The 12553-nt window shown below is 41.1% G+C and carries 9 protein-coding genes and 1 other annotated feature; of the genes, 5 read left to right on the top strand and 4 right to left on the bottom strand.

Translation table 11 applies throughout. The annotated features are described in order from the left end of the window. Position 1: 1 nt before the first annotated feature. A complete protein-coding gene (yfmH, locus tag JNG37_RS03765; protein ID WP_158456148.1) occupies positions 2 to 1279 on the bottom strand; it encodes an EF-P 5-aminopentanol modification-associated protein YfmH in 1278 nt (425 codons plus the stop codon). Continuing rightward, positions 1276 to 2529: an EF-P 5-aminopentanol modification-associated protein YfmF gene (gene yfmF, locus JNG37_RS03760; RefSeq protein ID WP_158456146.1), complete on the bottom strand. Its 1254-nt coding sequence runs from the start codon at positions 2527 to 2529 to the stop codon at positions 1276 to 1278. The genes yfmH and yfmF overlap by 4 nt, the downstream gene beginning before the upstream one ends. 77 nt (positions 2530 to 2606) lie before the next feature. Here yfmF and yaaA point away from each other — a divergent pair, with 77 nt between their 5' ends. Next, positions 2607 to 3017 (top strand): S4 domain-containing protein YaaA, encoded by a 411-nt coding sequence (gene yaaA, locus JNG37_RS03755; protein ID WP_158456144.1) that lies wholly within the window; start codon positions 2607 to 2609, stop codon positions 3015 to 3017. A 1-nt stretch (position 3018) separates the two neighbouring features. Then, positions 3019 to 4116 (top strand): DNA replication/repair protein RecF, encoded by a 1098-nt coding sequence (recF, locus tag JNG37_RS03750; RefSeq protein ID WP_158456142.1) that lies wholly within the window; start codon positions 3019 to 3021, stop codon positions 4114 to 4116. Positions 4117 to 4192: 76 nt separating this feature from the next. Here recF and guaB read toward each other — a convergent pair whose 3' ends face one another. Together guaB and trpS are read right to left on the bottom strand one after the other, a co-directional pair. After that, a complete protein-coding gene (guaB, locus tag JNG37_RS03745; RefSeq protein WP_012028051.1) occupies positions 4193 to 5674 on the bottom strand; it encodes an IMP dehydrogenase in 1482 nt (493 codons plus the stop codon). Positions 5675 to 5893: 219 nt separating this feature from the next. Then, a complete protein-coding gene (gene trpS, locus JNG37_RS03740; protein WP_158456140.1) occupies positions 5894 to 6919 on the bottom strand; it encodes a tryptophan--tRNA ligase in 1026 nt (341 codons plus the stop codon). 51 nt (positions 6920 to 6970) lie between these two features. Further along, positions 6971 to 7174 (bottom strand) — a binding site (T-box leader). A gap of 108 nt (positions 7175 to 7282) precedes the next feature. On the opposite strand from trpS, the gene JNG37_RS03735 reads away from it, so the two are divergent. From JNG37_RS03735 to JNG37_RS03725, 3 genes are all read left to right on the top strand, one after another. Further along, positions 7283 to 8146, top strand: coding sequence for a YitT family protein (locus JNG37_RS03735; RefSeq protein WP_158456138.1), 864 nt, complete (start codon positions 7283 to 7285; stop codon positions 8144 to 8146). Positions 8147 to 8209: 63 nt separating this feature from the next. After that, positions 8210 to 9832 (top strand): ABC-F family ATP-binding cassette domain-containing protein, encoded by a 1623-nt coding sequence (locus tag JNG37_RS03730; protein WP_158456136.1) that lies wholly within the window; start codon positions 8210 to 8212, stop codon positions 9830 to 9832. Between the two features lie 45 nt (positions 9833 to 9877). Continuing rightward, positions 9878 to 12472, top strand: coding sequence for a YfhO family protein (locus JNG37_RS03725; protein ID WP_158456134.1), 2595 nt, complete (start codon positions 9878 to 9880; stop codon positions 12470 to 12472). Positions 12473 to 12553: the final 81 nt, after the last annotated feature.

Raw genomic sequence — 12553 nt, 5'->3', positions numbered from 1 at the left:
CCTAACTTTTTGGAAAAATCGTGAAATCTGCAAGGCTAGCCTCTTTAAGAAAGTCCCTACCAATTTTCCTGACCATTTCCAAATCAATTTCTGCTAAAATCCTTGGAAAATCAATGGAATCCACTGAAAAAGGGGACTGTTCAGACAGATAGGTTCCGAGAAATTCAACCGAGTTCACCGACTGCAAAAATTGTCCCAACCACTCTCTCTTGATTAATTCTAGATGCTCTTGGCTGAAATCCGCACTTTTTTCAAACGAAAACAAAGTTTTACGAATCGCAGAAGCCAGAGAAATCGGCTCCGCCGTATCCCCACTGATCACCAAATAGTGATAAGAAGGATGGACATCAACATAGAATTGAAAAGAAGAATCGATTTTCCTCTCACGGTACCAAGCTTGGTAGCGCTCTGACGTCCACCCAATAAGAAGAGCCAAAAAGAGACGCAGGCCCAGTCGATAGGTCGGTAACTCTTGAATAGATTGTGGCGCCAAACTTCGCATACCAAAAGCCAACTTCGGTGTCGCCACATCCAACTCTATATGACTATGCGCGACTGGGTCTTTTGTTTCAAAATGATGAAGTTGACAACCATTGGCTAGGGAAGACTGAGCAGGCATCTCATAAGTTCTTAAAAATGTTTCAATATCATTGACATCCATATCTCCGATGCAAACCAAGTTCATCTTGTTAGGCTGGTAAAAATAACTGTAAACTTCTTGTAAAGTTTGCACATCGATTTCTTGAATGGAGTCAACGGTTCCCGCAATATCGACTGCTAAAGGACTTTCAGGAAACAGGCTTGCTACGATACCAAGATGCAATCGATGATCAGGATCATCCAGATACATCTCAATTTCCTGCTCGATGACTGCCAGCTCCCTTTCAACTGTCTCTTGTGTAAAACCTGGTGTCAATACCAGTTGCAATAAAAGGGCAAGAGATTCCTTGGTCTCACCCGTTGTAGAATAAAAATAGCTGGTCTGTGTCTGACTGGTAAAGGCATTCACTTGGCTACTGAAGAGGGCAAACTCCTTCACCATGTCTCTCTTATCTGGCATGTCAAATAGACTATGCTCCAAAAAATGGGCCATCCCTTTAGGAATAACTTTTCCATTTTCCTTGACAAGTTTGTCAACCGAACCAAACTGACAGGTCAGAATCCCGTAGGATTCCTGTATTCCCTTTTTAGGCAATAACCAGACTGTCAATCCGTTGTCAAGTTCGAAACTACTTATTTTCTCCTGTGTAAAGGATAGAGTAATTTGTTTGGTTTTCATGAATCTACCCCTTCTAAAAAGTAAATGGCTTGTAAACGAATTGGTTGCGCCAAGTTGACAATATCCTCAATCGTCACAGCCTCTATGGAAGCAATCCAGTCCTTCAAATCAACCGATTCCAGCTGAAAGAGTTCCTTTCGATACAAGAGTTCCATTTCATGATCTTGACTATCACGACCAAGCTTGGCTGCTGCAATCAATAATTTTTTCGTCATACTAAGCTCTTCTTCCCCAATCTTCCCCTTTTTAATGGCGAGTAAAGATTGGTGGACTGCCTTCATCACGGGCAAACGATTGGAACGATCGATTCCTGCTGTAACTTTCAATAAACCTGTAAAGATTGACAGAGAACTGTCAATGCTATAAGCTAGCCCTTTTTTCTCACGAATATCCATAAATAGCTTGCTATGAGACATGCCACCAAACAAACCATTGAAAACAAGTAGGACCGGGTACTGGTCATCTCTGTAAACCACCTGTAAAGGGTAAGCCAATTCTAAAATTGATTGATTGACTTCCTTACGTTCCACCCGCTCCTTAATAATAACAGATCGTTCTTGTCTAAAGGTCGGGGAAAGTTTTGGATTTCGGTAGCCAAAATCCATCGCTTCCACAAAATCAATCATACGTTGACGATCAAACTGACCTGTAAAGAAAAAGTCAATGCGATCGGATCGAAGCATATTGCGATAGGCCTGATAAGTCGACTGGGAACTGGTCACTGCTACCAAGTCAGGAGTTGCGTAAGACGGTAATTTGATTTCTTCCTCTGTATAAAAAAGATCTCGAATTCCTCGATCAGCCAGATAAAAACTATCTTCCTCTTCCGACAATAGAAAAGATAAGAGGTTCTTCTTTTCAATCTCAAAGAGATGAGAATCAAATTCCTTCCTCTTCTTCAAGGGTCTAAAAAGACTGGCACGAAGCAGCTCCAATAGTTCCTCTGTGACATCACATTTGTCTGGTAAAAAGTCTGACTGAACATAGGTCAAATTGAGATCAACGAGATGGTTATTTCCCATCTTAGATACCTGAGTTTGAAGCTGACTTCCGTATAATTTTGCCAACTGCCTTCTTAGTTGCAGGGGATTTGGAAAATCTTGGTTAGCCTGTTCCAACATATTGGCTACTAATACCCTATCCGCAATACTAGAAGACTGTAAAGGTGCTGTAAAGCGAACCTTGATTGTATTAGTTGTAAACTGTTTACTTTCGATAAAATGAAGATAAACACCTTCTTGAATTTTCATCTTTACTCTCTTTCTTTTGCTTGCCCTCCATTATACCATTTTATGGTATAATATTCTGAAACGAGGTAAGAGAATATATGGAATACAAACTTTTTGATGACTACATCACCCTACAATCTTTATTAAAAACAATAGGCTTGTTGCACTCTGGAGGAGCTATCAAATCCTTCTTGGCTGAAAAACAAGTCTTGGTCAATGGCCAGGAAGAAAACCGTCGTGGTAAAAAATTAAGAGTCGGAGACCTTGTAGAACTACCAGAACAGGCTAAAACAATCACCTTGGTGGCTCCAAGTCCAGAAGAAATACAAGAACATGAGAATGATCTTGCTGAAAAAGCGCGCGTAGCAGCGATTGTAAAGGAAATGAACAAGCAAAACAAATTGCAAAAGCAGGAAAAGGTTGGAAAAAAACAAGCAAGGGCTCCAAGGCAAACTAAACATACCTCAGAACAAACTGACAGAAGACCTGTCCGCTTCCCAGGTACCTAATATGTGGCTAAAATCTCTACAACTGCAGCATTTTCGCAACTATGAACAACTGACCATTGATTTCCATCAGGGGCTAAATGTCTTTTTGGGGCAAAATGCCCAAGGTAAGACCAATATCCTAGAAGCAATCTATTTTCTAGCACTCACACGCAGTCACCGGACAAGAACAGACAAGGATCTCCTTCAATTCAATCAGTCCACCCTCAGTTTACAAGGAGTCTTAGAACGCACTAGTGGAACCATCCCTCTAGACATTCATTTGACAGAGAAGGGCCGCATCACTAAAGTCAATCATCTCAAACAATCTAAACTTTCCGATTACATCGGCCATATGAACGTTGTCTTGTTTGCACCAGAAGATTTACAGCTAATTAAAGGAGCTCCAGCCCTTCGAAGAAAATTTATGGATGTAGAACTGGGCCAAATCAAACCTATCTATCTATCTGACTTGACCAACTACAACCATACGCTCAAGCAACGGAACGCCTATCTAAAATCAACAGAAAAAGTTGATGAGAACTTTCTTTCCGTCTTAGATCAACAGCTTGCAGAATATGGCAGTCGTGTCATTCTCCATCGACTCGAATTTCTAAAGAAATTAGAAGAGTTTGGTAGTCAAAAGGTTTATGAACTTTCCAACCATATTGAACAATTGACCATTCAATACCAGGCTAGCTTTAACTTTACAGACACTGACAATTTGATTGACACTTTTTTGACAGAATTGTCAAATTGTCGTAAAAGGGACCTTTTCAAAAAAAATACAGGTGTGGGGCCTCATCGGGATGATATTGCCTTTTTCATCAACGATATGAATGCCCACTATGGCAGTCAAGGTCAACACCGCAGTCTCGTCCTCTCTCTTAAATTAGCAGAGATTGAACTAATGAAAGAAATCACCAGAGAGTACCCTATCTTACTATTGGACGACGTGATGAGTGAGTTGGACAATGAGCGCCAGTTGAAATTGCTCGAAACCATTTCTGATACCATTCAAACCTTTATCACAACTACCTCACTAGACCATCTAGTCAATCTCCCAGAAAGTTTAAAAATCTTTCATATTCAGGCTGGAAACATCTCTGATACACAAGAATAACTCTTTACACTTTTGTAAATTTTGTTTACAAAAGTGTAAAAGACCCTGTCAACCAGGGTCTTTTTTTATTGTATCATTACTGAACTGAATAGTTTGGAGCTTCGTTTGTGATTTGAACATCGTGTGGATGGCTTTCTTTCAAACCAGCACCTGACATTTCGATGAATTGTGCATTTTCATGCAATTCAGTCAAGTTACCAGCACCTACATAGCCCATACCTGAGCGAAGTCCACCAACCATTTGGAAAATCATATCTGCAACAGAACCTTTATAGGCTACACGTCCTTCAATTCCTTCTGGAACAAGCTTATTAGCTTCATTGACAGAGGCTTGGAAATAACGGTCTTTTGAACCTTGTTTCATGGCTGCGATAGAGCCCATACCACGATATGTCTTGAACTTACGACCTTGGAAGATTTCTGTCTCACCTGGTGCTTCATCTGTACCAGCAAACATAGAACCAAGCATAACGGCATGACCACCCGCAGCAAGTGCCTTGACAATATCTCCCGAATACTTGATACCACCGTCAGCAATAATGGTTTTTCCATATTCACGCGCAACACCAGCTGCATCATAGATAGCTGTCACTTGTGGTACACCGACACCTGCGATGACACGTGTTGTACAGATTGAACCTGGGCCAATACCGACCTTGACAACATCAACACCAGCTTCATAAAGAGCACGAGCTCCTTCAGCTGTGGCAATGTTGCCGGCAATCAAGGTACGAGTTGGGAAGTGGTCACGGATTTCTTTGATCTTACGAAGAACGCCAGCTGAGTGACCGTGAGCTGTATCGATTACAATCGCGTCTGCACCCGCTTCAAAAAGGGCTTCTGCACGTTCAAAAGTATCAGATGTGACACCAACAGCACCCGCAACCAAAAGACGACCAAATTCATCCTTTGCAGCATTTGGGAACTCAATCACTTTCTCAATATCTTTGATAGTAATCAAGCCTGACAAACGACCATTTTCATCAACCAATGGCAATTTTTCAATACGATGCTTGTGAAGAATAGCCTCAGCTGTCGCCAAGTCTGTTCCAACTGGTGCTGTTACCAATTCATCACTTGTCATGTTGGTAGAAATTGGCTGTGAATAGTCGGAAATGAAACGCATATCACGGTTGGTAATGATACCAACCAATTTACGATTTTCCAATGTTTCAACGATTGGCACACCGGAAATACGATAAGTAGCCATCAATTTCTCAGCTTCAGCAATGGTGTGTTCTGGGGTTAAGAAGAATGGATCGATAATAACTCCATTTTCAGAACGTTTTACCTTACGCACCTCATCTGCCTGCTCCGCGATAGACATATTCTTATGGATGACGCCCAAACCACCTGCACGCGCCATAGCGATAGCCATTTTGCTATCTGTTACTGTATCCATGGCAGCAGAAATAATCGGAAGATTAAGGGTCAAATTTGGTGCTAACTGCGTTTTCAAATCAATATCATGTGGCAATACATGACTTTCAGCCGGAATAAGTAATACATCGTCGAAGGTAAAGCCTTTTTTCAAAAATTTAGTGTCCCAGTTTGACATTTTCTTCCTCTTTTCTCTATTAGTGATTGTTTTTTATTTTATTTATGATAACATTTTGAAATCATTTGTCAATGATTATTCGCTTTAATCTCTTCTTAGATAAAAATTCAGAAAATTCATTCCTACTTTCTTTTAGAAAATCGAACGTTTGGTTTTTACTTACTTTTAAAAAACATGAAAAAAGCAACGTTTTTTCAACATTGCTCTTTGATTGTTAATCTATTTGAAATAGTTGATTCCCATAGCCCCTTTGACTTGATCAAGGGTAGTAGCTGCGACTTGACGGGCCTTGCGACTGCCTTCTTCTAGCATGGCATAGACCTGTCCCATATCCTGTGCAAACTCCAAGCGGCGTTCACGGATTGGTCCCAGTTCCCGTTCTAAAATATCAAGAAGATAGCGTTTAGTTTTCACATCGCCCAAGCCACCACGCTGGTAATGCTCCTTCATAGCCTCAATCTCAGCTTTATCTTCTTCGCGTCCGAAAACATCAAGATAGTGGAAAACCATATTTCCTTCAATCTTACCTGGGTCTTCTACACGAATGTGGTTAGGATCTGTGTACATGGACATGACTTTCTTTTTGAGTGTATCCATGTCATCTGCCAAGTAAATCCCATTTCCAAGTGACTTAGACATCTTAGCATTGCCGTCCAAACCTGGCAAGCGACCAGCTGCTTCATTTTCAGGATAGATACCCTCTGGCTCCACCAAAATATCCGTCTGATAAGCATGGTTAAAGCTACGAACGATTTCACGGGTCTGCTCAATCATCGGTTTCTGGTCATTTCCAACAGGGACAAAATTTGCCTTAAAGGCTGTAATGTCCGCCGCTTGTGATACAGGATAGACCAAGAAACCAGCTGGAATTCCTTCGCCAAATCCCTTCTGAGCAATCTCCGTCTTAACCGTTGGATTGCGTTCTAGACGTGCAACAGATACCAAGTTCATGTAGTACATGGTCAACTCTGCCAATTCAGGAATTTGACTCTGGATGAAAATCGTTGTCTTAGCTGGATCAAGTCCTGCCGCTAGATAATCTAGTGCTACGTTTCCAACGGATTCAACAATCTTTTGCGGTTCCTTTGCATGATCTGTCAACGCTTGTTGGTCTGCTAAAAAGACAAAAAGTTCATGTTGACCTGCATCCTGTAATAAAACACGATTTTTCAACGAACCAACATAATGTCCAATATGTAATTTGCCTGTTGGACGGTCTCCCGTCAAAATAATTGGTTTGGTCATTCCTTCACCTCATCTGATAATTTTCATAAAAAAAGCCCCGCACAGAAACTGTGCAAGGGCGTCAAGGACACGGTACCACCTTACTTAGGAGAACATACTCCCATCTCTATGCACATAAGGCCTGCTAGCCGAATCCTTATTGGTTCGAATTCATTACAAAATCAGTCCATTCACTAATCACCATTACCTGTTTGCAGCGACCACAAGCTCTCTAAAAATGGAAGATTACCTACTCTTCTGATTGAATACAATTATACCGCTTAAAAATTAGAAAGTCAATACTTCCAAGCCTTGACGAGACTGTCTGAATCAGCGATAATAGAGATTGAGTTTATAAGAAAAAAAGGTGAGGTATTGCGACCTATGCAACAAAAACTAAAAGACTTTGCACTTGTGACAGCTGGTTCCATTATCATGGCTATTGGGTTCAATAGTCTATTTTTAGGAAATAATATCGTATCCGGTGGTGTTGGAGGTTTGGCTATTGCCCTCAACAAACTCTTGGGCTGGAACCCTTCTGACTTTGTCCTGTACTGCAACATTCCCCTCTTGATACTTTGTTGGGTCTTTTTAGGAAAATCTGTTTTCATAAAAACCGTTTACGGTTCCTTGGTTTATCCATTTTGTATCAAGTTGACAGCTGGTTTACCAACCTTGACAGACAATATCTTTCTCGCAGCTATTTTCGGAGGCATCATTATCGGATTTGGACTCGGATTGGTCTTCCTTGGGAATTCTTCCACAGGAGGAACAGGGATTGTCATCCAATTGCTCCACAAATATACACCTCTTCCGCTCAGTCTCGCTATGTCAATCAGCGATGGAATTGTTGTCGGACTTGGTTTTATTGCCTTTGATCCAGATACCGTCATGTACTCGATTTTGGCACTAATGACCATTACCTATGTTATCAACCGTATGATGTCAGGTACAGAATCTTCTCGAAACATCATGATTATTTCAGAAAACTTTCCTGAAATTAAAAAATACATTACCGAAACAGCAGATCGCGGGGTGACCGAACTCCCTGTTGTCGGTGGGTTTACAGGTAAGGAAAAACGCATGCTGATGACCACTATTTCCATCCATGAATTTCAGAAGATTGAAACAGCAGTTTTAAACATTGATCAAACTGCCTTTATGGTGGTCATGCCTGCCAGCCAAGTTCGTGGCCGTGGCTTTAGCTTACAAAAAAACTACGATCAAGACATTTTAATTCCAATGTAATTCATTGAAAATTCACCCACTTTCTAGTAAAATGAATCCAATAGATAGAATATAGGAGAAACTATGCTTACAGTATCAGACGTGTCGCTCCGCTTTAGCGACCGCAAATTATTTGACGATGTCAACATTAAGTTTACAGCTGGAAACACCTACGGCTTGATTGGTGCCAATGGCGCTGGTAAATCAACTTTCTTGAAAATTCTTGCAGGCGACATTGAACCATCAACAGGCCATATCTCACTCGGTCCAGATGAACGCCTATCTGTATTGCGTCAGAACCACTTTGACTATGAAGATGAGCGCGTAATTGACGTCGTTATCATGGGAAATGAGCAACTTTACAGCATCATGAAAGAGAAAGATGCCATTTACATGAAGGAAGATTTTTCTGATGAAGATGGTGTTCGTGCCGCTGAATTAGAAGGTGAGTTTGCTGAACTTGGTGGTTGGGAAGCTGAAAGTGAAGCTTCACAATTACTCCAAAACCTCAACATTTCAGAAGACCTCCACTACCAAAACATGAGCGAATTAACCAACGGTGAGAAGGTTAAGGTCCTCTTGGCTAAGGCACTTTTTGGTAAACCAGATGTTCTTCTTTTGGACGAGCCAACCAACGGTCTAGACATTCAATCCATCAACTGGCTCGAAGATTTCTTGATTGATTTCGAAAATACCGTTATTGTCGTATCCCACGACCGCCACTTCCTCAACAAAGTATGTACCCACATGGCCGACCTTGACTTTGGAAAAATCAAGATTTTCGTTGGTAACTACGACTTCTGGAAACAATCAAGTGAATTGGCTGCCCGTCTGCAAGCAGACCGTAACGCAAAAGCAGAAGAAAAAATCAAAGAATTGCAAGAATTCGTTGCCCGTTTCTCTGCCAATGCTTCAAAATCCAAACAAGCTACCTCTCGTAAAAAGATGTTGGATAAGATTGAGTTGGAAGAAATCATTCCTTCAAGCCGTAAGTATCCATTTATCAACTTCAAGGCAGAACGTGAGATCGGTAACGACCTCTTAACAGTTGAAAACTTGAAAGTTGTCATTGATGGCGAAACAATCTTAGACAATATCAACTTTATCCTACGTCCAGGTGATAAGACTGCTCTCATTGGTCAAAACGACATCCAAACAACTGCCCTCATTCGTGCTCTTATGGGAGATATCGAATACGAAGGAACTGTCAAGTGGGGTGTCACTACTAGTCAGTCCTACTTACCAAAAGACAACACTCGTGACTTCGATAGCAATGAATCCATCCTTGATTGGCTTCGTAATTTTGCCAGCAAGGAAGAAGATGACAATACCTTCTTGCGCGGTTTCTTGGGCCGTATGCTCTTCTCTGGCGATGAGGTTAACAAACCTGTCAACGTCTTGTCAGGGGGAGAAAAGGTGCGCGTGATGTTATCAAAACTCATGCTCCTCAAGTCAAATGTCTTGGTCTTAGATGATCCAACCAATCACTTGGACTTGGAATCCATTTCCAGTCTGAACGATGGTTTGAAAGCCTTCAAAGAGTCTATCATCTTTGCTAGCCATGACCACGAATTTATCCAAACACTTGCTAACCACATCATCGTTATTTCAAAAAATGGCGTCATCGACCGTATTGATGAAACCTATGATGAATTCCTAGAAAATGCAGAAGTACAAGCAAAGGTACAGGAATTGTGGAAGGCCTAAATAAGATAGAACCAAGGCGAGTCAGCTCGCCTTTTCTTATAAACTATGAAAAAATTTTTTAAAAAATACCCAACCTTCTTTCCTTATTTCCTTTCATTTTTCCTACCTGCAACTATTATGGTAGCTATTTTAGCAAGCAAGGGAATCTGGTGGGGAAGTGATACGACAATTTTAGCAAGTGATGGCTTCCATCAGTATGTCATTTTCCATCAGGCCCTTCGGAATGCTCTACATGGAGATGGTTCTTTATTCTACACCTTTACAAGTGGACTCGGTCTAAATTTCTATGCCCTCTCCTCGTATTATCTAGGTTCTTTCCTCTCTCCTCTTGTTTTTTTCTTCGACGTGGAGACTATGCCAGATGCCATCTACCTGTTAACCATTGTCAAGTTTGGCTTGATAGGACTGTCAACCTACTTTAGTCTAAAACAGTGTTTTAAAAACCTTCTGACCAATCTCTTGCTACTGCTGTCAACTAGCTTTTCCTTGATGAGTTTTGCGACTAGTCAGTTAGAAATTTCTGTTTGGTTGGATGTCTTTATTCTGGCACCATTGATTTTGTTGGGCTTGCACTGGTTGATTCAAGGAAAGGGAAGAAAGCTCTACTATCTTGCCCTCACCTGCCTTTTTGTTCAAAACTACTACTTTGGCTATATGATGGCACTCTTTCTCTGCTTATGGTTCCTAGCTCAAGTTAGCTGGCAGCCAAGCCAGTGGAAGAAAAATTGTCTAGACTTTACCCTGGTCTCACTCTTAGCTGCCCTAACTAGTCTCATCATGTTGTTACCAACCTACCTAGATTTAAAAACACACGGCGAGACATTTACAGAGTTGTCAAGAACGTTTACAGAAAACTCCTGGTATCTTGACATCATTGCCAAGAATCTAGTGGGCGCCTTTGATACCACAAAATTTGGCTCCATTCCAATGATCTCTGTTGGACTTTTTCCTGTAATTGCAGCCCTTTGTTTCTTTACAATCTCTACAATCCCAAGTCGGGTTAAACTCGCTTATGCAGGTGTATTTGCTGTCCTCATCGCTAGTTTCTATTTGCAATTCTTAGACTTACTATGGCAGGGAATGCACGCGCCAAATATGTTTCTTCATCGCTATGCTTGGCTCTTTTCTCTCTTACTAATCTTTACTGCAGCTGCGGCCTTAAACAGGGCTTCTGATATTTCGAAATCAGCTGTCTATGCTATTTTTGGCTTCTTATTAGCAGGTATCGGAGCAACCTATTTATTCAGAGAACACTATGCATTTTTAGAGACTGTCAACTTCCTTTACACCCTTGAATTTCTTTTCGCCTATGCAGTCCTTTTCTGGGTCTTGGTCCATCGAAAACTTTCTTTCCAGCTATTTGCTCTGTCTAGCTTACTCTTTAGTCTTTTAGAAATCTCTCTCCACTCCTACTATCAAGTGACTGGACTAGCCAATGAATGGCATTTTCCGAGCCGTTCCAATTATGAAGAGCAGTTGACAGACATTGACAATCTTGTCAACTATACAAAAGAAGAGCAAGAAGAATTCTATCGAATGGAAAGACTGTCGCCACAAACTGGTAATGATAGCATGAAATTCAACTATAACGGGATTTCGCAGTTTTCTTCTATACGAAACCGATCCTCCAGCTCTGTTCTGGACAAATTGGGCTTCCGTTCAGATGGAACCAATCTGAACCTCCGTTACCAAAATAATACCATCATTGCAGACAGTCTCTTTGGTATTCGTTACAATTTAGATGAAACAAATCCTGAGAAGTTTGGCTTTCTTTTCGAAAAAAGTACGGACACCATTAGCCTCTATGAAAATCAATATGCACAAGGACTTGCCATTCTTACAGAGGGTGTTTACACTGATTTTGATTTGACCAAAATGACCTTGGATAACCAAACCAACTTCCTTAATCAGCTGACTGGACTTGATCTCCGTTACTTCTATCCTGTCTCTATCCTAGCTTCTAGCAATACAGAGGTATTAGAAAATCGTGTGACTGTCAATCAAGTTGATGGACAAGAAATGGCTTCAGCTACCTATACACTCCATGTGCCTGCGAATAGCCAAGTCTATCTCAATTTGCCACACCTAACCTTTACCAACAGCAACTCAGAATCCATCCAAATTTCTGTTGCTAGCACCAGTCTGCAGTATGGGATTGACAATAGCTTCTCCTTCTTTAACGTAGGCTATTTCCAAGAAGAGCAAGAAATCACAGTCACCCTCTCCTTCCCTCAAAATAGCCAGGTTTCTTATGACCAACCTCAATTTTTCCAACTACATACCCAGAACTTTCTTGAAGCTGTCCAAGTTTTACAAGAAAAGGACATTACAACAACAGTTTCAGGTAATCAGGTAGATATCTCCTATACGAGTCAAGAAGAGGCATCCGTCCTCTTGACCCTGCCTTATGATAAGGGTTGGTCTGCTACACTGGATGGTCAACCTGTCACAATCAAAAAAGCACAAGGTGGCTTTATGAAAATAGATGTCCCTGCTGGCCAAGGCAAACTCCAACTGACCTTCATACCTCAAGGATTTTTCCTGGGACTAGGACTCTCTATTCTGGGACTGCTTGTGTTTATTCTCTATGAATGGCGGAGAAGAACAAGGAAACAGGAACTTTTAAAGCCTCAGACCTAGTCTTCTCATCCCCATGTTTCAACAAAAAAAGAGGTCGAATGATTCGACCTCTTTTCAATCTCCACTGCTGAAAAAGAAAAA

The organism is Streptococcus suis, from assembly GCF_016775005.1.
In the GTDB taxonomy this organism is placed as follows: domain Bacteria; phylum Bacillota; class Bacilli; order Lactobacillales; family Streptococcaceae; genus Streptococcus; species Streptococcus suivaginalis.
Note: the sequence above shows the minus strand (reverse complement) of the source record. Positions and strands in the feature narration are given on the sequence as shown.

Excerpts from the sequence above, each read along its gene's own strand:
- JNG37_RS03725 (WP_158456134.1), top strand. The coding sequence starts at position 9,878 with ATGAAAAAATTTTTTAAAAAATACCCAACCTTCTTTCCTTATTTCCTT.
- trpS (WP_158456140.1), bottom strand. The coding sequence starts at position 6,919 with ATGACCAAACCAATTATTTTGACGGGAGACCGTCCAACAGGCAAATTA.
- yaaA (WP_158456144.1), top strand. The coding sequence starts at position 2,607 with ATGGAATACAAACTTTTTGATGACTACATCACCCTACAATCTTTATTA.
- JNG37_RS03735 (WP_158456138.1), top strand. The coding sequence starts at position 7,283 with ATGCAACAAAAACTAAAAGACTTTGCACTTGTGACAGCTGGTTCCATT.
- recF (WP_158456142.1), top strand. The coding sequence starts at position 3,019 with ATGTGGCTAAAATCTCTACAACTGCAGCATTTTCGCAACTATGAACAA.
- yfmH (WP_158456148.1), bottom strand. The coding sequence starts at position 1,279 with ATGAAAACCAAACAAATTACTCTATCCTTTACACAGGAGAAAATAAGT.
- yfmF (WP_158456146.1), bottom strand. The coding sequence starts at position 2,529 with ATGAAAATTCAAGAAGGTGTTTATCTTCATTTTATCGAAAGTAAACAG.
- JNG37_RS03730 (WP_158456136.1), top strand. The coding sequence starts at position 8,210 with ATGCTTACAGTATCAGACGTGTCGCTCCGCTTTAGCGACCGCAAATTA.
- guaB (WP_012028051.1), bottom strand. The coding sequence starts at position 5,674 with ATGTCAAACTGGGACACTAAATTTTTGAAAAAAGGCTTTACCTTCGAC.